Annotated in this window: 17 protein-coding genes, 1 tRNA gene, 1 CRISPR repeat array and 1 riboswitch; of the genes, 15 read left to right on the top strand and 3 right to left on the bottom strand. The window is 69.7% G+C overall.

The window, feature by feature from the left end:
* Positions 1-5 precede the first annotated feature (5 nt).
* Complete coding sequence (locus KLK06_RS23350; RefSeq protein WP_214637696.1) at positions 6-1,793, bottom strand: ABC transporter substrate-binding protein; 1,788 nt, start codon at positions 1,791-1,793, stop codon at positions 6-8.
* Positions 1,794-1,802: 9 nt separating this feature from the next.
* Positions 1,803-2,804, bottom strand: coding sequence for an ABC transporter permease (locus KLK06_RS23345; RefSeq protein WP_214637695.1), 1,002 nt, complete (start codon positions 2,802-2,804; stop codon positions 1,803-1,805).
* Between the two features lie 267 nt (positions 2,805-3,071).
* Here KLK06_RS23345 and KLK06_RS23340 point away from each other — a divergent pair, with 267 nt between their 5' ends.
* From KLK06_RS23340 to KLK06_RS23290, 11 genes are all read left to right on the top strand, one after another.
* Positions 3,072-3,881: an oxygenase MpaB family protein gene (locus KLK06_RS23340; RefSeq protein ID WP_214637694.1), complete on the top strand. Its 810-nt coding sequence runs from the start codon at positions 3,072-3,074 to the stop codon at positions 3,879-3,881.
* Between the two features lie 115 nt (positions 3,882-3,996).
* A riboswitch (FMN riboswitch) is annotated at positions 3,997-4,127 on the top strand.
* 102 nt (positions 4,128-4,229) lie between these two features.
* Entirely contained in the window at positions 4,230-5,462 is a 1,233-nt protein-coding gene (gene ribD / locus KLK06_RS23335; protein WP_308168404.1) for a bifunctional diaminohydroxyphosphoribosylaminopyrimidine deaminase/5-amino-6-(5-phosphoribosylamino)uracil reductase RibD, read from the top strand.
* The gene (locus tag KLK06_RS23330; RefSeq protein WP_214637693.1) at positions 5,462-6,052 is read left to right on the top strand and encodes a riboflavin synthase; all 591 of its coding nucleotides are present in this window, start codon (positions 5,462-5,464) and stop codon (positions 6,050-6,052) included. The genes ribD and KLK06_RS23330 overlap by 1 nt, the downstream gene beginning before the upstream one ends.
* Positions 6,049-6,708 (top strand): nicotinamide mononucleotide transporter family protein, encoded by a 660-nt coding sequence (locus tag KLK06_RS23325; protein ID WP_214637692.1) that lies wholly within the window; start codon positions 6,049-6,051, stop codon positions 6,706-6,708. Before KLK06_RS23330 ends, KLK06_RS23325 begins: the two co-directional genes overlap by 4 nt.
* The gene (locus KLK06_RS23320) at positions 6,705-7,922 is read left to right on the top strand and encodes a bifunctional 3,4-dihydroxy-2-butanone-4-phosphate synthase/GTP cyclohydrolase II (protein ID WP_250905880.1); all 1,218 of its coding nucleotides are present in this window, start codon (positions 6,705-6,707) and stop codon (positions 7,920-7,922) included. The genes KLK06_RS23325 and KLK06_RS23320 overlap by 4 nt, the downstream gene beginning before the upstream one ends.
* On the top strand, positions 7,919-8,389 hold the full coding sequence (gene ribH, locus KLK06_RS23315) for a 6,7-dimethyl-8-ribityllumazine synthase (RefSeq protein WP_214637691.1): 471 nt from the start codon (positions 7,919-7,921) through the stop codon (positions 8,387-8,389). Before KLK06_RS23320 ends, ribH begins: the two co-directional genes overlap by 4 nt.
* Before the next feature lie 20 nt (positions 8,390-8,409).
* Positions 8,410-8,862, top strand: a complete 453-nt coding sequence (locus KLK06_RS23310; protein ID WP_308168403.1) for a PH domain-containing protein — start codon at positions 8,410-8,412, stop codon at positions 8,860-8,862.
* Between the two features lie 93 nt (positions 8,863-8,955).
* Positions 8,956-9,822: a MoxR family ATPase gene (locus tag KLK06_RS23305; RefSeq protein WP_214637690.1), complete on the top strand. Its 867-nt coding sequence runs from the start codon at positions 8,956-8,958 to the stop codon at positions 9,820-9,822.
* Complete coding sequence (locus KLK06_RS23300) at positions 9,815-10,885, top strand: VWA domain-containing protein (protein WP_214637689.1); 1,071 nt, start codon at positions 9,815-9,817, stop codon at positions 10,883-10,885. Before KLK06_RS23305 ends, KLK06_RS23300 begins: the two co-directional genes overlap by 8 nt.
* A complete protein-coding gene (locus KLK06_RS23295) occupies positions 10,878-11,969 on the top strand; it encodes an XdhC/CoxI family protein (protein ID WP_214637688.1) in 1,092 nt (363 codons plus the stop codon). The genes KLK06_RS23300 and KLK06_RS23295 overlap by 8 nt, the downstream gene beginning before the upstream one ends.
* A complete protein-coding gene (locus tag KLK06_RS23290) occupies positions 11,966-12,529 on the top strand; it encodes an NTP transferase domain-containing protein (protein WP_214637687.1) in 564 nt (187 codons plus the stop codon). The genes KLK06_RS23295 and KLK06_RS23290 overlap by 4 nt, the downstream gene beginning before the upstream one ends.
* On the opposite strand, the gene KLK06_RS23285 is transcribed toward KLK06_RS23290, so the two are convergent.
* Entirely contained in the window at positions 12,518-13,405 is an 888-nt protein-coding gene (locus KLK06_RS23285; RefSeq protein ID WP_214637686.1) for an endonuclease/exonuclease/phosphatase family protein, read from the bottom strand. The genes KLK06_RS23290 and KLK06_RS23285 overlap by 12 nt on opposite strands.
* A 104-nt stretch (positions 13,406-13,509) precedes the next feature.
* Between KLK06_RS23285 and KLK06_RS23280 the strand changes: the two genes are divergently transcribed.
* The 4 genes from KLK06_RS23280 (at position 13,510) to KLK06_RS23265 (ending at position 18,112) form a co-directional block, all read left to right on the top strand.
* Positions 13,510-14,550: an LLM class F420-dependent oxidoreductase gene (locus KLK06_RS23280; RefSeq protein ID WP_214637685.1), complete on the top strand. Its 1,041-nt coding sequence runs from the start codon at positions 13,510-13,512 to the stop codon at positions 14,548-14,550.
* Positions 14,551-14,609: 59 nt separating this feature from the next.
* A tRNA-Met gene (locus KLK06_RS23275) sits at positions 14,610-14,686 on the top strand.
* Between the two features lie 622 nt (positions 14,687-15,308).
* Positions 15,309-15,765: a CRISPR direct-repeat array (repeat unit 28 nt; unit sequence GTGCTCCCCACGCCCGTGGGGGTGAACC).
* Between the two features lie 207 nt (positions 15,766-15,972).
* The gene (locus KLK06_RS23270; RefSeq protein ID WP_214637684.1) at positions 15,973-16,278 is read left to right on the top strand and encodes a hypothetical protein; all 306 of its coding nucleotides are present in this window, start codon (positions 15,973-15,975) and stop codon (positions 16,276-16,278) included.
* Positions 16,279-16,510: 232 nt separating this feature from the next.
* Positions 16,511-18,112 (top strand): serine/threonine-protein kinase, encoded by a 1,602-nt coding sequence (locus KLK06_RS23265; RefSeq protein WP_214637683.1) that lies wholly within the window; start codon positions 16,511-16,513, stop codon positions 18,110-18,112.
* Positions 18,113-18,117 lie beyond the last annotated feature (5 nt).

The following is an 18,117-nucleotide window of genomic DNA, read 5'->3' as shown; positions in this document are numbered from 1 at the left end:
GGGTGCTACTGCTTCACGAAGATGGTGTTGGGCGAGACGATCCACTGCTGCGGATCGATCTCGGCGCCGCCCACCTTGGAGCCGTGCAGGAAGGTGCCGATCCGGTTCTCGGCCACGACCATCGGGGTGATCGTCTCCTGGATCTGCTTGTCGAGGTTCATCCACGCCGCGTTGGCCGCGTCGATGTCGGGGTTCTCCTCGATCTTCTTCATCTCGGCCTTGACCGTCGGGTCGTTGAGGTGGCTCATGTTCTGGCCGCCGTCGGAGACCGGGCCGAAGATGATCGGCATCACGGTGGAGCCGGACGGCCAGTCGGCGCCCCAGCCGCCCCAGTACAGGTCGAACTCGTTCTTGGTCTGGCTGATCGAGTCGTAGTACGTCTTACGGTCCAGCGACTTGGCAACGACCTTGATCCCGGCCTTCTCCAGGGCGTTCTTGATCACCAAGGTGACCGGTTCCTGGGTGGGGAGGTTGTTGTAGGCGTAGACGATGGTCGGGTGGGGGTTGCTCGACTCGGCCAGCAGCTGCTTGGCCTTCTCGATGTCGCCCTCGGGCTTGGCCAGCTTCCCGAACAGGTCGTACGGCTTGTAGCCGACCGTGGTGTTCTCGTTGAGGATCGTCGTCGGCAGCGCCACGGCCTGCGGGCCGCCCAGGGCCTGCTGGATCTGCTTGGCCGGCCAGGCGTAGTTGATCGCCTGGCGGATCTTCTGGTCCTTCACCCGGTCGAGGTTGAAGTAGTAGTAGTTGCCATACGGCGAAGGGCTGATCATCCGGCGGTCGGCCAGGCTCGCGTCGCCCAGCACCTGCTGCAGCCGCTCCGCCGGGGTGTTGGAGTAGAACGTGAACGCCGTCTGGTCGGGTCCCGAGTCGGCCACCAGGCGGTCGGTCACCTGGGTGGCCTCCTGGCCGAACTCCATCTTCCACACGTCCGGGTACGCGCCGCGGATCGGGTCGGTGGCGGCGTCCCAGTTGGGGTTGCGGGCCAGCTCGAGCGACTTGTCGACGACGTGCGACTTGATGATGTACGGGCCGGAGGAGACGGGCTCCTTGTCGTACTTCTCCTTGGTGTCCTTGGCCTTGGGCACGATGTTGTAGCCGGCCATGGCGAAGGCGTAGTTGGCGTCGGCGTGCGGTGAGTTGAACTTGAAGACGATGGACTTGGCGTCCGGAGTCTCGATGTTGTCAAGTTCCTTGCCGCCGTACGGGCCGGGGTAGTCCTTCTTGTAGTTCTCGGAGGTGAGCCACGTCTGGATGTAGTTCGGCCCGAACGTGACGAAGGGGGCGAACATCCGTTCGACGGACCACTTCACGTCGGCGGAGGTGATCGGGCTGCCGTCCTGCCACTTCACCCCGTCCTTCAGGGTGAACGTCCAGGTCTTGCCGCCGTCGGAGACCGTGCCCGCGTCTGTGGCCAGGTCGCCCACCAGCTTGTAGTCGCCCTTGGCGACCCGCTTGTAACCGGTCAGGCCGCGGCTGATGAGCAGGCCGAAGTTCGCGTCGGTGTTCACATAGATCTGGGCCGGGTCGAAGTGGGCGAAGTCATCCCGGTCGATCATGGTGACGGTGCCGCCCTTGACCACGCCCTCCGGCGGGATGGCGGGGCCCTTGGAGTCCTCCGCGGTGCCCAGGGTGATCGTCGGGGGCTTGTATGCCTCCGCCGCCGGCGCCGACGAGGCGCCCGCGCTGGCGGGGGCACTCGACGGGGCGCCCGCGTTTCCCGGCGCGCAGGCGCCGACCAACGCCAGCGAGGCCGCCGCGACAACCGCGAGAGCCGACCGTTTGCGGTGATTCATTTCTCTCCTCTAGCGTTTGATCTTGGGGTCGAAGGCGTCGCGGACCGAGTCACCGAGCAAGTTGAAGGCGATGACGAAGATCAGCAGCGCGACGCCGGGGAAGATGAGGTAGGTGATGTCGTTCTGGTACACCTGCGTGGCGCGCAGGAACATCCGACCCCAGTCGGGGACCTGCTCGCCCATCCCGACCCCCAGGAAGGACAGCGCCGCCTCGGCCGTGACCAGGGCGGGCAGCAGCAGCGTCGACTGGATGAGGATCGGGGTCCAGAGGTTGGGCAGCAGCTCCTTGAACACGATCCTGGCGGGGGAGGCGCCGGTGACCTTGGCCGCCTCCACGAACTCACGCTCGCGCATCGACAGCACCTGGCCGCGCAGCAGCCTGGCCAGCCCGGCCCAGCCGAAGACGGTGAGCAGGATGGTCAGCGTGACCGCCCGCAGCCACACCGGAGTCTCCTCGTTGGAGGGCACCAGGAACTGGTCGACCACCGGAGTGAACGCGATGATGAACAGGATCTGCGGGAACGACAGCATCAGGTCGATGACCCGGCCGATGAAGTAGTCGGTCTTGCCGCCGGCGTACCCGGCGACGATGCCGACCACGACGCCGATGATGGTCGTGAGGACCGCCGTCACCACCGCGATCAGCAGCGAGGTCCTGATCCCGTAGACGAGCTGCATGAACACGTCACGGCCCAGGTTGGGCTCGATGCCGAACCAGAACTCCGAGCTGATCCCGCCGTTGGGCGCCAGCGCGTACCCGAAGTCGTTGAGCAGTCCGGGCCTGTCCTGGCCGTACAGGGTGTACGGGTCCTTGCCGTACACCGCGGAGATGACAGGTGCGAGGATGGCGACCAGGAAGAACAAGATCACGATCACGGCCGAGATGACCCCGGTACGGTCCCGCCGGAAGCGCAGCCACATGAGCTGGCCGGGCGAGCGGCCTACGGCCTCCGGTGTTTCGGTCACGGACGTCGCGTCGATCTCTGGTGCGGTGGACGTCGGTGTGGTCATCTAACAGGGCCCCCAAGCAATGCCAGAACTGGAAGTATCAGGCCATATGGCACATTTGCAGGTCAGATCACCCGGGGGCAATGCTTTCCGGAGGCTTCACTATTTCGTTGTGCAATGTCGACCCGGTCGTGCCATATATACCGTTGACCCGTTCCTATATGGGATGTCATGATCTATATAGGTAAAGCCTGCTTAATCACGGAATCAAGGCACAAACAAGATGCTGTCGTGACATGAAGTTGGGCTCACCTGGGTAACTGTCCACTTATGGTGGACCATGGGCTCTTCGGGCCCCGCTCGGTGACCTGGCGGGTCATGGGCGAGCCGATCCTGCTGATAGGCGGGTTCCGTGCGCTGCTGATGCAGGGGTTGCACCCCAGGGCGATGCGCGGCGTACTGCAGAACTCCTCGCTCATGGATCCCCATGAGGCGTGGTCGCGTTTCGTGCGGACGACGGAATTCGTCCGCGTTCGCACGTATGGCACGCGCGAAGAGGTCGAACGGGCCGGCCGCCGGGTCCGCAAGATCCACGCCACGTTGACCGCGTGTGATCCCGACACGGGCGAGCGCTTCCGCCTGGACGACCCGGCCGCGCTGCGCTGGGTGCACGCGGGTGAGGTCGACTCCTACCTGTCGGTGGCCCGCCGGGGCGGTGTGAAGCTGACGGACGCCGAGGCGGACACGTTCGTGGCGGAATGGCGACGGGCCGCCGAGGTCGTCGGCCTCGACCCGGCCTCCGTCCCCGGCACGGTGGGCGAACTGCATGACTACATCGAGGGGGAGCGCCCCGGCCTGCGGTTCGTCCCCGAGGCGGCGCACCCGCTGCGCCTGTCGCTCAACGCACCGCTCCCGCTGCTGCTCACCCCGCTCAAGCCGGTCGTGCCGGGGGTGACGCTGCTGGCGTTCGCGACGCTCCCGCGCTGGGCGAGGCGGCTGTACGGCCTGCCCGCGACGCCGGTCGGCGACCTGTGGGCGACGGCCACGCTGAAGGCGCTGCACACCGGGCTGGGGCTGGTCCCGGCGCAGGTCCGCTACAGCCCGGCCGCCCGGCTCGCCCGCCGCCTCATGGCCGCCTGACATCCCGCCCTCGCCTGACCGCTGAACCCGTTGACCAAGCGAGCGCTTGTTTGTCATAGTGGGGGGTGGTCGCATGCGCTTTTTCCGGCATGGCAGACTGGTGCGAGAAGAGAGCTAGCGTGCTCCGGGGTCGGTGAAATTCCGAACCGGCGGTTACAGTCCGCGACCCGTCCGATGCCATCGGCCGGTTGACTCGGTGAAATTCCGGGACCGACGGTTAAAGTCCGGATGGGAGGAAGCGCGCGGGTGTCCGGTGTCGAGCCGGGCGCCGCAGTGGTGCGTACGCGCACCGCCATACCCCCCGGGGCCCGCCGTGGCTTAGAGCTACTGGCGAGTAGGAGGCCCGGGGTGGAGACACCCGCTGAGGACACCGCGCATTCGGCGCGCCCCGTCACCGATGCCGCACGCGAGGCGCATGCCGTCTCCGACGCCGCTCCCGAGGCGCAGGCCGCTTCAGACGCCGTGCACATGGCGCGGGCCGTCGAGCTGGCCGGGTGTGGGCGGGGGGCCACCAGCCCTAACCCCGTGGTCGGCTGCGTTGTGCTCGACGTGGAGGGGAATGTCGCGGGTGAGGGCTTTCACGCCTACGCCGGTGGTCCGCATGCCGAGGTCGTCGCGTTGCGTGAGGCGGGCGAGCGGGCACGTGGCGGCACCGCGTACGTGACGCTCGAGCCGTGCGATCACACCGGCCGGACCGGGCCGTGCAGTCTGGCGTTGCTCGACGCGGGCATCGCGCGGGTGGTCGTGGCGGTCGCCGATCCCACCCCGAAGGCCGCCGGCGGGGGCGCGCGGCTAAACGGGCACGGGGTCGCCGTGGAGTTCGGGCTGCTCGCCGAGGAGGCCGAACGGGTCAACGCCGAGTGGCTCACGTACGCCCGGCTCGGCAGGCCGTACGTCACCTGGAAGTTCGCCGCCACCCTCGACGGCAGGTCGGCCGCCCAAGACGGCACCAGCCAGTGGATCACCTCCCCCGAGGCCCGAGCCGACGTCCACCGGCTGCGCGCCGAGTCCGACGCGATCATCGCCGGCATCGGCACAGTCCTCACCGACAACCCACGCCTCACCGCCCGCCCGACCAGCCCCGCCGCGCGGGTGCCGTTGCGGGTCGTGGTCGACTCCGAGGCGCGGACCCCGCCCGGCGCCAGGGTGCTCGATGGCGAGGCGCCCACGCTGATCGCGATCGCCGACGACATCGGCACCGACCTCGCCCAGACCGACCTCGCCGAGACCGATCTCGGCGAGGCCGGCCACAAGACAGACCTGATCCGGCTGCCCCGTCACGACGGCGGCCTCGACCTGCACGCGCTCCTCCGTGAGCTGGCCGCGCGCCAGGTCGTCAGCGTGTTCCTGGAAGGCGGTCCGACACTCGCGGGCTCGTTCCTGCGCCAGGGCCTGATCGACCGCGTCATCGCCTACCTGGCCCCGGCCCTGCTGGGCGCCGGGCCCGCCGCGCTCGGCGACGCGGGCGTGGCGACCATCGCCGACACCCATCGGCTGGTCTTCGACGACATTTCCCCCATTGGACCGGACCTGCGGCTGACCGCGCGGCCGGTGCTCGCACCACCACGCAAGGAGAGTTGATGTTCACCGGAATCATCGAGGAAAAGGGCGACATCGTGGCCGTCGAGGCGGTGGGCGACTCGGCGCTGCTGTCCGTCCGCGGCCCGATCGTCACCTCCGACGCGCGTCACGGCGAGTCGATCGCCGTCAACGGCGTCTGCCTGACGGTCGTTGACGTCCAGGGCGACGTGTTCACCGTGGACGTGATCAAGGAGTCGCTCGACCGCAGTTCCCTCGGCGCCCTGGACGTGGGCTCCGCGGTGAACCTGGAGCGCGCCGTACGGGCCGACCAGCGTCTCGGGGGCCACATCGTGCAGGGCCACGTCGACGGCACCGCCGTCCTGCGGTCCAGGGAACCTGGAGCGAACTGGGACAACCTCCGCTTCTCCCTCCCCGAATCCTTCGCCCGGTACGTGGCGGAGAAGGGCTCGATCGCCATCGACGGAATCAGCTTGACGGTCACCACGGTTGACGACGACAGCTTCGGCGTGAGCCTCATCCCCACCACGTTGAAGCTGACCACGCTGGGCGAGCTCGAAGTGGGCGACATGGTGAACATCGAGGTCGACGTGATCGCGAAGTATGTGGAAAGGCTGGTGGGCAAGCAGTGAACTGGGCTGACGCCGGATTCGAGGTATTCGGGACACACGTCCTCTGGACGGACCTGGTCGGCAACATCGCCGCGCTGAGCACCGTCCTGCTGGCGATGCGCAAGTCGATGTGGACGTGGCCGGTGCAGTTGACCGGCTCGGTGCTGCTGTTCATCGCCTCGATCAACGCGAACATCACCGGCAACGCGCTCAAGCAGGCGATGTTCGGGGCGCTGGCCGTCTATGGCTGGTGGGCGTGGCGGCGCGGCACGCAGGACGGCAAGCAGCTCGCCGTGCGGCCGGCCACGGCGCGCGAGCGGGGCGGCTACATCACCGCGATGGTGCTGGGCACCGCGCTCGTCGGCGTGCTGTTCTTCGTCACGCATCTGTCGTGGGGAGCCGCCGTGCCGCTGCCCAAGGGCGCGTTCCTGGTGGCCGCCGACGCCTACATCTTCGTCGGCAGCGCGGTCGCCACCTGGGCGCAGGGCAGGGCACTGGTCGACTTCTGGATCGTGTGGGTGGCCGTCGACCTGGTCGGCGTGCCGCTGGCGTTCAGCTCGGGGCTGGTCGTCTCCGGCGCCGTCTATGGCGTGTTCTTCGTACTCGTGCTGATCGGCTTCGTGAAGTGGCTGAGGGAGTACCAGAGTGCTCCCAGGGACCTGGTGGTGGCGTCATGACCGAGACCATTCTCGACCCGGTCGAACGGGCGATCGAGGACATCCGCGACGGCAAGCCCGTCCTGGTCGTCGACGACGAGAACAGGGAGAACGAGGGCGACATCATCTTCGCCGCCTCCAAGGCCACTCCCGAACTGCTCACGTTCACGATCAGGCACACCAGCGGCGTCATCTGCGTGCCCATGGAGGGCAAGGAGCTGGACCGGCTGGGCCTGCCCCTCATGGTGTTCCAGAACCGGGAACGGCTGCGCACCGCGTACACGATCAGCGTCGACGCCCGCGACGGAGTGAGCACCGGCATCTCCGCCGCCGACCGCGCCAGGACGATCCGGACGCTCGCCGACTCCGCGACCGAGCCCTACGAGCTGGTCCGGCCGGGCCACATCTTCCCGCTGCGCTACCACGAGGGCGGCGTGCTGAGCCGGCGCGGCCACACCGAGGCCGCCGTCGACCTGGCCAGAATCGCCGGGCTGTCCCCCGCGGGTGTCCTGGCCGAGGTCGTCAACGACGACGGCACCATGGCCAGGCTGCCCGAGCTGCGGGCCTTCGCCGACGAGCACGACCTGGCGCTCATCTCCATCGAGCAACTGGTCGACTACCGGCGCAGGACCGAGAGCATGGTCACCAGGGTCGCCGAGACGAACGTGCCCAACGCGTACGGGATGTGGCGGGCCTACGGCTACGCCAGCGCGCTCGACGGCGGCGAGCACATCGCACTCGCCTATGGCGACCTGTCCGACGGCGAGAACATCCTGGTCCGCGCCCACTCCGAATGCCTGACCGGCGACGTGTTCGGCTCACTGCGCTGCGACTGCGGCGTCCAGCTCGAGCACGCCATGGCCGCGATCGCCGAGGAGGGCCGCGGCGTCGTCGTCTATCTGCGCGGCCACGAGGGCCGGGGCATCGGCCTGCTGGCCAAGCTCAGGGCCTACAGCCTGCAGGACAACGGCAGCGACACCGTCGACGCGAACATCGAACTGGGGCTGCCGGTCGACGCCCGTGAGTTCTCCAACGCCGCGCAGATCCTGGCCGACCTCGGCGTCAAGTCCGTGCGGCTGCTCACCAACAACCCGGCCAAGCTCAAGGGCATGGACGGCTACGGCATCAAGGTGCTCGGCCGCGAGCCCATGCCGGTGGCGATGAACCCCTACAACGAGCGTTACCTGAAGGCCAAGCGCGACCGCCTCGGCCATGACATCTCGGAGGCTTCATGAGCGGGCAGGGACGTCCCGCGGCAACCGCCGTTCCGGACGCCGCGGGCCTGACGGTGGGCGTGGTCGCCGCTGCCTGGCACGCCAAGATCACCGACCAGCTCCTCGCACGGGCCCTGCAGGCGTGCGAGGACAGCGGCGCCACGGCCACCGTCGTACGGGTGCCCGGCTCGCTGGAGATCCCGGTCATCGCCCAGGCGCTGGCCCGCCGCTGCGACGCGGTGGTGGCGCTGGGCGCGGTGATCAAGGGCGAGACCGCGCATTTCGCGTACGTCTGCGACTCGGTGACCGCCGGCCTGACCCGGATCTCGCTCGACGAGGAGACCCCGGTCGGCAACGGCGTACTCACCTGCGAGACGCTCGACCAGGCACTCGACCGCTCGGGCCTGCCGGGCAGCAAGGAGGACAAGGGGTATGAGTCGACCGTCGCCGCACTGGAGACCGCCCTCCTCCTGCGGGACCTCCACTGACCTGCGGTAGGTTTCCGTTCGTGTCCGATCCGCTGCCTCCCCCGTCCTTGCCCATCACCTGGCGTCCCCGCCGGGGGAGAATCGTCGCGTACGGCTTCGCGACGCTGGTCGTCCTCGGCTCGGTGGTGATGGCCGTCCTCATCGCCGAGCCGTTCGAACTGCCGGACCGGATCGGGCTCGTGCTGTTCGGCTGTCTCGTGGCCTTCGTCCTGCACCTGCTGGGCCGGGTGCGGGTCGAGGCCGACGAGACGGGCCTGACGATCGTCAACGCCATCCGTACGCACCGCTACAGCTGGCCTGAGGTCCTGGACGTGACTCTGCTGGTCGGCGAGCCGTGGCCCAAGCTGGACTTCTCCGACGGCCGCAGCATCGGCGCGATGGGCATCCAGGGCTCGGAGAAGGCCCGCGCCCGCCGAGCCACAGCCGAACTGGCGGCCCTGATCCGCGAGCGCGGTGAGGCGCGGGAGGAGTAGGCCTCCGTCTCCGCGTCCGATCGAAGGAGCGAAGTCTCGCGAAGACCGAGCAGCGCGTAGCCTGAAGGCGTGCTGCGGCGGACAATCAGGTCAATGGACATCGAGTCTCCGGAGAAGCTCATCGAGCTGCTCGACCGGCACGCCTACCTGGCCGACGAGGGACTGGCCACGGCCGCGTTCCTGGCGCTCAGGATGGGACGGCCGCTGTTCCTCGAAGGGGAGGCGGGGGTAGGGAAGACCGAGCTGGCCAAGACGCTGGCCGCGCTGCTGAAGGCGCCGCTGATCCGGTTGCAGTGCTACGAGGGGCTCGACGCCGCCCAGGCGCTCTACGACTGGGACTTCGCCCGCCAGTTGCTCCACCTCAAGGCCGCCGAGGCCGCCGGGATCACCGACGTGGGCCGGCTCGAAGGCGAGATCTACGACCGCCGGTTCCTGATCGCCAGGCCGCTGCTCAAAGCCGTCGAGACGCAGCCCAGCGTGCTGCTCGTGGACGAGATCGACCGGGCCGACGACGAGTTCGAGGCGTTCCTGCTCGAGGTGCTGTCCGACTTCACGATCTCCATCCCCGAGCTGGGCACGATCAGCGCCAAGACGCCGCCGGTGGTCGTCGTCACCTCCAACCGGACACGTGAGGTGCACGACGCGCTCAAGCGCCGCTGCCTCTACCACTGGCTGGAGCACCCGGACTTCGACAGGGAGGTGGCGATCCTGCTGCGCCGCCTGCCCGACTGCACCGAGACGCTGGCCGTACAGGTGGCCCAGGCGGCGGCGCGGCTGCGGCGGGCCGGGCTGGTCAAGCCGCCGGGCGTCGCCGAGACGCTCGACTGGACCGAGGCGCTGCTCACGCTGGGCGCGAAGGAGCTCGACCCCGGCCGCGCCGCCGCCACGCTGGGCGCCGCGCTGAAATACCGCGAAGACGTCGAGAACGTCCTGAACAACGGGCTGCTCAACCATGGATGAGCTGGCCGCGACCATGACGGGCTTCGCCAGGACGCTGCGCGCCGCGGGCGTCGCCGCCGACCACGAGCGGACCCGCAACCTGCTGCTGGCCCTGGACCACCTCGACGTGACCGCCCCGGCCGAGGTCTACTGGGCCGGCCGCTTCACGCTCTGCGCCACCCCCGACGACCTGCCCAGGTACGACCGCTGCTTCGCCGCCTACTTCGGCGGCAGGACCGCGAAGGTCAGCCGTACGAGCACCACGACCGTCACCCGGCACACCGCCGCGGCCGACCAGGACGAGCAGGAGGGCGAGGCGGACGCCGTGCCCGGCACCGCCAGCCCTATCGAGATCCTGCGGCACCGGGACGTGGCCAGGCTGACCGAGGCCGAGCGGGCGGAGGTGCACCGGATGCTGTCGATGCTGCGCGGCCGGCGCGCGCAGCGGCGCTCGCGGCGGTTCACGGCCGCGCACCGGGGAGTGCTGGACCAGCGGCGCACGATCCGGGACGCGCTCAGGAAGGGCGACGTCGCGCGGTTGCGGCGCAAGCGGCACGCCACCAGGCCGCGCCGCGTCGTGCTGCTCGTGGACGTCAGTGGCTCCATGGCGCCCTACGCCGAGACGCTGCTGCGCTTCGCGCACGCCCTGGTCAGGAGCGAGCCGCGGGCCACCCGGGTGTACTCGATCGGCACGCGCCTCACCCCGATCACCGCCGAGCTGCGCCACCGCGACCCCGGCACGGCGCTCAACGAGGTGTCCAAGGCCGTGCCCGACTGGAGCGGCGGGACCAGGCTGGGCGAGGAGCTCAGGGAGTACCTCACCCGGTCCAGCGCGCGGGGGGCGATCGCGGTGATCGCCTCGGACGGCTGGGAACGGGGCGATCCGGAGCTCCTGGGCACGCAGATGGCCCGGCTGGCCCGCCAGGCGCACCGGGTCATCTGGGTCAACCCGCACAAGGGGTACGCGGACTACCAGCCGCTGACCGGCGGCATGCGAGCCGCTCTGCCGTACCTGGACGATCTGGTGGCCGGGCACAGCCTGGCCGCCTTCGAGGAACTGAGCGAGAGGCTCGCCCATGCGTGATGTGCTGTCGGAGATCATGCCCTGGTGGAGGTCGGGGCTCAGGTTCGGGCTCGCCACGGTGGTGAGCACGTTCAGCAGCGCGCCCCGAGCGCCGGGCGCGTCCATGGCGGTACGCGGCGACGAGGTGGTCGGCAGCGTGTCCGGCGGGTGCGTCGAGGGCGCGGTGTTCGAGCTGGCCACCGAGATCGACACGCCAGTCCTGCAGAGGTACGGCGTGACCGACGACGACGCGTTCGCCGTCGGGCTGACCTGCGGCGGCATCATCGACATCCTCGTCGAGCCGGTCTCGATCGAGACGTTTCCCGAGCTGGGGGAGATCTCGGCGTCGGTGAACGCGCACGAGCCCGTGGCGGTCGCCACGATCGTCTCCGGCCCCGGCCGGATGGGCGCCCGCCGCGTCATCTGGCCGGACCGCTCCTCGGGCACGCTCGGCGTGGACCGCCTCGACGAGGCCGTCGACGACGACGCCCGCGGCATGCTGGCCCAGGGCGCGACGGGCATCAGGCACTACGGCGGGCAGGGCGAGCGGCGGCTGGACGACCTCGCGGTGTTCGTGCACTCCTTCGCGCCGCCGCCGCGCATGCTGGTGTTCGGCGCGATCGACTTCGCCGCGGCGGTGGCGCGGGTGGGCAAGTTCCTGGGCTATCACGTGACCGTCTGCGACGCGCGGCCCGTCTTCGCCACCCCCAAGCGCTTCCCCGAGGCCGACGAGGTGGTGGTCAAGTGGCCGCACGACTACCTCGCCTCGGTCCAGGTGGACGAGCGCACGGTCATCTGCGTGCTCACCCACGACCCCAAGTTCGACGTGCCGCTGCTGGAGGTGGCGCTGCGCACCGGCGCGGGCTACGTCGGCGCCATGGGCTCCCGCCGCACCCACGAGGACCGGCTGGACCGGCTGCGCGAGGCGGGCCTGACCGAGGACGAGCTGGCCCGGCTGAGGTCGCCCATCGGCCTCGACCTGGGCGCCCGGACCCCGGAGGAGACGGCGGTGTCGATCGCCGCCGAGCTGATCCAGCTCCGCTGGGGTGGTTCGGGACGGCCGCTGACCCACACCGAGGGGCGCATCCACCAGGAGACACCATGAGAGATGCCCGGGTGGCCGGACTGCTGCTCGCCGCCGGGCAGGGCGCCCGGCTGGGCACGCCCAAGGCGCTGGTCGAGTACGAGGGCGAACGGCTGGTGGACCGGGGCGTGCGGCTGCTGGAGGAGGGCGGCTGCCATCCCGTGGTGGTCGTGCTCGGCGCGGCGACCGTACAGGTGCGCAGGGCGGTGACGGTGCGCAATCCCGACTGGCCGACGGGCATGGGCTCGTCCCTGAGAGTGGGGCTGGCCGCGCTGCCCGAGGAGGCCGAGTCGGTGGTCATCGCGCTGGTGGACCAGCCGTTCATCAGGCCCGAGGCGGTCCGCGCCCTGATCGCCGGCCATGCCGAGGTGGCCGTGGCGACCTACGGCGGCAAGCGCAGGAACCCCGTGCTGATCGCCCGCCGCCACTTCGGCGCGGTCGCCGCGCTGGCCGTGGGTGACGTGGGCGCACGGCCGTTCCTGAAGGCGCATCCCGAGCTGGTCACTGAGGTGCCGTGCGACGGCCTGGGCGACCCGGCGGACATCGACACACCGGGGGACCTGTCACTCCTAGAGACGTAGCGAGGCCACTGCCGCCCGGTGATCGCTGCCCGTCGCCGGGGCCACCCCCGCCTTGGTCGCCGTCATCCCCTTGAACAGGATATGGTCGGGCCTGGTGACCGGGAACTCCGACGGCCAGGTGAACCCGAAACCGTCGCCCGCCGTGAGCTGCGCGTCGATCAGCGGCGGGGTGAGCCCCTGCATGCCCCGGTCGGTGGTGGCGGTGTTGAGGTCGCCGAGCAGCAGGATCCGTTGGCTCGGGTCGGCGTCGATGAGCTTGCGGGCGGAGGCCAGGGACTCATCGCGCGAGGCGGTCATGCCGGGGCGGGCGGAGGCCAGGTGCATGACGTACACGGTGACCTTGCCCTTGGGCGTGGCCACCACGGCCCGCAGCGCGCGCGGCCAGCCCATGCCGACGTCGAGCGGCTTGGTCTCGGTGATCGGGTAGCGGCTCCACAGGCCGACCGTGCTCACCGGATAGTGGTACTTGAACATCTTGTTGAGCTGCTTGGCGGCCGGGCCGCCACTGGTGAGCTCCTGCGCCGCCAGCAGGTCGAGGTCTTCGGCGATGCGGCGTACGGCCTCGCCCGAGGCGTTGTTGGTGACGCCCACGTTCACCGTGCCGACCGCCAGGTCGCTCTGGCCGCCGGGCGGGGTGCGCATCAGCGTGGCGCCGAACATGGCCGCCCACACCACCCCCGGCACGAGCGCCGCCACCGTGGCCACCGTGGACCGGGCCACAAGGGCACCCACGATCAGCAGCGGCACGATGAGCCCGAACCAGGGCAGCAGGCTCTCCATCACCGGGGTGAACCCACCCAGCACCGGGATCAGCCGGTGCCCCGCCAGACTCACGGCGAGCACGGCTGCCACGACGATGACGACGCGCTTCAGCATTCGACCCAGGCTAGCCGCTCGCTGCCGGGGACGCGGCGCGCTAACCTGTTGCCGTCGCAACGGAACAACATTCGGTTCATCTTTCGGTTCATCGGGAGCCCGGCATGCGCATCGGTATGGCACTCAACTACTCCGGCGGTTTCAAGGAGTCGGTGGCCGAGCTGGCCGACTACGAGAAGGCGGGTCTCGACATCGTCTTCGTCGCCGAGGCCTACAGCTTCGACGCCGTGAGCCAGATGGGTTACATCGCCGCCAAGACCGAGCGGCTGGAGATCGCCTCCGGGATCCTGCCGATCTACTCGCGCACCCCGACGCTGCTGGCGATGACCGCGGCGGGCATGGACTACGTCTCCGACGGGCGCTTCACGCTGGGCCTGGGCGCGTCGGGGCCGCAGGTGATCGAGGGCTTCCACGGCGTGCCGTACACCGCGCCGCTGGGCCGTACGAGGGAGATCATCGAGATCTGCCGCCAGGTGTGGCGGCGCGAGCGGCTGGAGTACGAGGGCAAGCACTACACGCTGCCGCTGCCGCCCGACCAGGGGACCGGGCTCGGCAAGCCGCTGAAGCTGATCAACCATCCGGTGCGCCCCCGCATCCCGATCGTGGTCGCGGCCATCGGCCCCAAGAACGTCGAACTGGCCGCGGAGCTCGCCGAGGGCTGGCAGCCGATCTTCTACGTCCCCGAGAAGGCCGCCGACGTGTGGGGCCCGTCGCTGGCCGCCGGGCGGGCCAAGCGGCAGGACGAGCTGGGCGAGCTGGACGTGATCGCACAGGCGTCGCTGGCGATCGGCGACGACGTGGCGGGGCTGCTGGAGTTCGGCCGGCCGATGGCCGCGCTGTACATCGGCGGGATGGGCGCCAAGGGCCGCAACTTCTACAACGACCTCGCGCGGCGCTACGGCTACGAGAAGGAGGCGGCGGCGATCCAGGAGCTGTACCTCGACGGGAAGAAGACGGAGGCGGCGGCGCTGGTGCCGCACGAGCTGCTGGAGAGCATGTCGCTCATCGGGAGTGAGGGGTTCGTGCGGGACCGGGTGGCGGCGATGAAGGAGTCGGGGGTGACGACGCTCAACGTCGCGCCGTTCGGGGCGACGCACGAGGACAGGGTCAAGCTGATTGAGAAGATCAAGGAGATCGCCTCCTGACACCTTTTCGGGCTGGCGGGCTGAAGCACTCCCAGGACCCGATAGTCTTTCTCTTGCGACGCGGGGTGGAGCAGTTCGGTAGCTCGCTGGGCTCATAACCCAGAGGTCGCAGGTTCAAATCCTGCCCCCGCTACCAAGACAAAAAGGCCCTTCAGGGTCCTCCTGAAGGGCCTTTTGCGCGTCCAAGCACAATGGGCCTCGCTTCACTCGGGCTGTGTTTCTGGAGGCGCCGTGTGCCGGCGCACAAAGGGCTTCGTTTGGCGCGCTTCGCGCTTGGGGCTCAGACGATGGTCTCCAGTCGGGCCCAGCCCCGACCCCTGAAGGGCCTCGCTCCGCTCGGACTGCCTTTCTCAGGCGCGCCTTCGGCGCGCAACCCCCTTACGGTCGGCGCTTGCGGCCGCTTGTTGGCCGGAGTCGACGGCCATGATCACTCGCCCGGACCTCGATCTCCAAGGCCTACAACTCGTGGCCCGCTCTATCAGGCTCATGAGATTTTTGGTTGAAGTAGTTAATGTCCGCGTCGCATGCATGCCTGCATGGAGGCCTTCGTGCCAGAGGGGCGGCGGCATGCCTACGATTTCGCTGTGGTGGAGCCGGGGGCGGGAGCGGGGGCGACGCTTCCTGTCCGTGTCTGGTACCGGTTTGGTGGCCGCTATGCGACGCTGCGTGCCAAGCTCGCTGGCGGAGCCTGTCGTGCCGCAACAAACCCCGACATGCGCGTAGCCGCAGGTCGCGTTTATTATGGCTGCTCACGAAGTGAGCTCCCCACGCCCGTGGGGGTGAACCGGTCTCCATGCGGCGCGGCACATCAACTACGTCGTGCTCCCCACGCCCGTGGGGGTGAACCGGTCCCGATCGAGCTGCGGCGCGAGCTGCGGCCGTGCTCCCCACGCCCGTGGGGGTGAACCAGCTCGCCAGAGCTGAAGAAGGCGTGGCCGGCGGTGCTCCCCACGCCCGTGGGGGCGAACCGGGCGTCACCTACGGGATCTGGGTGAAGATCACGTGCTTCCCACGCCCGTGGGGGTGAACCGTGGAAGATCGAAGCCGAAGGGCGGCGCAAGCGGTGCTCCCCACACCCGTGGGGGTGAACCGGTGCGCTTCTGGTACCGGGTGTCGTCGGAGTCGTGGTCCCCACGCCCGTGGGGGTGAACCTCGTGGTGCTCGATACCGGACACCTGGATTTCCGGGTGGCTCCCACGTACGTGGGGGAGAACCCGCGGACAAGGCCGTGGGCGGATGCCGGCGGCGCGTCACCGAAGCCGAGCGTCCGGCAGTTGGCGTGGCGGGTGTGAGGTGAGAAAGACTGCCCGTGACGGTAAGCGGTCTCCTGGGCGAATCGATGCGCATCGCACCGGCCGAGACGGCATGCTGGTTCGGGCGCCCAAGGGCGCCACTCCCTCCATGCCGGAAGGTGCATGAGTCATGACAGGCAGCCCTCAGCGGGGCGCTTTCCTCAAAGAGCACATGAACGCCGTGCTGGCGATGGTCACCGTCGCTCTGGAAGCACGGGAGAGCGGCGACACCAGTGACCCCGTCGGCCTGCAGGTGATCGGCCGGGTCATCAACGACGTTCCACGCGAGGTCGCCGCGATGGCCTCCCTGCATCTCATCCTCTTGCTCGTACGGCACCTCGCGCGGGTGCAGGGACGGCCGGTGGACGAGGTGTGGCAGGAGCTCGCGCTGATCTACGCCGAGGATTGGCCCGAGGACGATGCGCCCCGGGCGTGAGGCCCGGGCCCGTCACATGCCGTACGGCGAACGTCCTGGAATCTGCGCACCACCGTCCTTCGATCGCCATGGGCCGCACCGGCTCCGCGTTGTGAGACGCCTTCGCGAACCGGTGGGTTGACAGGGGCCGCGCCGGGACCTGATCACTTTGGGCCGTGTTGTGGGGCGGGTGAGGCCCGTGGGGGCCTAGTGTGGGGCGGAAATTGCCGTTTCTGTAGTTATTGGCGGAGATATGTCCGACGCGACGCCGTCCTTGATCGCCGGGCGGTACCGGCTTGATGAGCTCATCGGCAGCGGTCCGACGGGTGAGGTGTGGCGCGGGTACGACCAGCGCGCCGACTGGACCGTGGCCGTGAAGATGCTGGACACGCGGGCGGCCACGCCCGAGGTGCTCCGGCAGCATGCCCAGGCCGTGGCCCGGGTGATCCACCCGAACGTGGCCATGGTGCTCGACGTGGGCGACCACGAGGGGGCGCCGTTCCTGGTGATGGAGTTCCTCACCGGGGAGAGCCTCGGTGAGGAGGTGGCCGGGCAGGGGCCGTTGCCCATCGTGGAGGCATGCGACCTCATCGGGCAGGCGGCCGCCGGGCTGGAGGCGGCGCACCGGGCCGGGGTGGTGCATGGCCAGATCGGGCCCGACAGCTTCCGGCGGGCCGGGAGCGGGGTGCTCAAGGTCGTGGGGTTCGGGCTGGCCGACCAGGTGCCGTCGGACGACGGCGTACGGTATCGGGCGCCCGAGGTGATCGACGGACGCGGCGGGGAGGCCCCCGCCGACCTGTACGCGCTGGGGTGCGTCTGTTACGAGGTGTTGTGCGGGCGCCCGCCGTTCGACGGGTCGCCGGAAGAGGTCGGCGAGCGGCACCTGCACGCGGAGCCCGCCCCGCCGAGCAGCCATCGGGCGGAGGTGCCGGGCGAGCTGGACCGGCTGGTGCTGGCCATGCTGGCCAAGGACCCCGCTGCCCGACCGGCCGGTGGCGAGCCGGTACGCCGAGCGCTGGCCGCCATCGCCCGGCCACCCCGCCCCCAGCCCGGCGGCCAGTCCACAGCACCCCAGTCCCACCCGGCCACGGGCCCCCAGGCCACCCCCCATCCGGCGCCCCAGAGCGGTCAGGCCACGCCTTACCCGGGCGGCGCACCCCAGACGGGTCAGGCCATGTCCTACCCGGGCGGCGCGCCCCAGCCCGGCCAGCCGATCGCCCACCTGAGCGGAGCGGGCATCGGTGATACTCAGGCCATGCCTCCCGCTGTATTCCACGACGGTGGTGGCCCGCGCAAGGGCGACACCGCGATCTACGATGCGCCGCCACCCGGACCGCCGCCCAACCGCCGGCTGTTCGTGCAACTGGGCGTGGCTCTGGTCGCGATCGCGGCGGTCACCGTGGGCCTGATCCTGTGGTCGGGATCACGTGGCGAGCCCGTGGCCGGGCCGACGCCCTCACCGACGCCCACTACCAGCGCCCCGGCCCCGGAGCCGACCGAGACCCCCGAACCGAGCACGTCCGTCGCGCCCCTTCCCACCGATCCGGTCGGGCCCACACCCGCCCCCAAGGGGACCCTGGGAAACAGCGTCCCGTCCGGCGGCTGGGCGCATTGGCTGGGCGAGTTCGACGCGGCCGTGACCTCTCAGGAGACCATCGGCGACATCGAGCCCGGCGTTGCCCGAAAGGCCCACGAAAAGATCAGGAAGGCCGGCCGGAAACTCCTGGAGAATCACGACGGCCCGGCATTCAACCAGATCGCGGACGTCATGCGCGACCTGCGCAAGGCCCAGGCGAAGGGCGATGTGCCCTCCTCCGGGCCCCTCGCGGAGTTCCTCGACGACTGGAAACCCTGACCCCG

This window comes from Nonomuraea sp. NEAU-A123, from assembly GCF_018603905.1.
GTDB lineage: Bacteria > Actinomycetota > Actinomycetes > Streptosporangiales > Streptosporangiaceae > Nonomuraea.
Note: the sequence above shows the minus strand (reverse complement) of the source record. Positions and strands in the feature narration are given on the sequence as shown.

Coding starts and splice junctions, on each gene's coding strand:
- KLK06_RS23295 (WP_214637688.1), top strand. CDS start 10,878: ATGCGTGATGTGCTGTCGGAGATCATGCCCTGGTGGAGGTCGGGGCTC.
- KLK06_RS23270 (WP_214637684.1), top strand. CDS start 15,973: ATGACAGGCAGCCCTCAGCGGGGCGCTTTCCTCAAAGAGCACATGAAC.
- KLK06_RS23305 (WP_214637690.1), top strand. CDS start 8,956: ATGGACATCGAGTCTCCGGAGAAGCTCATCGAGCTGCTCGACCGGCAC.
- KLK06_RS23300 (WP_214637689.1), top strand. CDS start 9,815: ATGGATGAGCTGGCCGCGACCATGACGGGCTTCGCCAGGACGCTGCGC.
- KLK06_RS23320 (WP_250905880.1), top strand. CDS start 6,705: ATGACCGAGACCATTCTCGACCCGGTCGAACGGGCGATCGAGGACATC.
- KLK06_RS23280 (WP_214637685.1), top strand. CDS start 13,510: ATGCGCATCGGTATGGCACTCAACTACTCCGGCGGTTTCAAGGAGTCG.
- KLK06_RS23285 (WP_214637686.1), bottom strand. CDS start 13,405: ATGCTGAAGCGCGTCGTCATCGTCGTGGCAGCCGTGCTCGCCGTGAGT.
- KLK06_RS23265 (WP_214637683.1), top strand. CDS start 16,511: ATGTCCGACGCGACGCCGTCCTTGATCGCCGGGCGGTACCGGCTTGAT.
- KLK06_RS23330 (WP_214637693.1), top strand. CDS start 5,462: ATGTTCACCGGAATCATCGAGGAAAAGGGCGACATCGTGGCCGTCGAG.
- KLK06_RS23345 (WP_214637695.1), bottom strand. CDS start 2,804: ATGACCACACCGACGTCCACCGCACCAGAGATCGACGCGACGTCCGTG.
- KLK06_RS23350 (WP_214637696.1), bottom strand. CDS start 1,793: ATGAATCACCGCAAACGGTCGGCTCTCGCGGTTGTCGCGGCGGCCTCG.
- KLK06_RS23290 (WP_214637687.1), top strand. CDS start 11,966: ATGAGAGATGCCCGGGTGGCCGGACTGCTGCTCGCCGCCGGGCAGGGC.
- ribH (WP_214637691.1), top strand. CDS start 7,919: ATGAGCGGGCAGGGACGTCCCGCGGCAACCGCCGTTCCGGACGCCGCG.
- KLK06_RS23340 (WP_214637694.1), top strand. CDS start 3,072: ATGGTGGACCATGGGCTCTTCGGGCCCCGCTCGGTGACCTGGCGGGTC.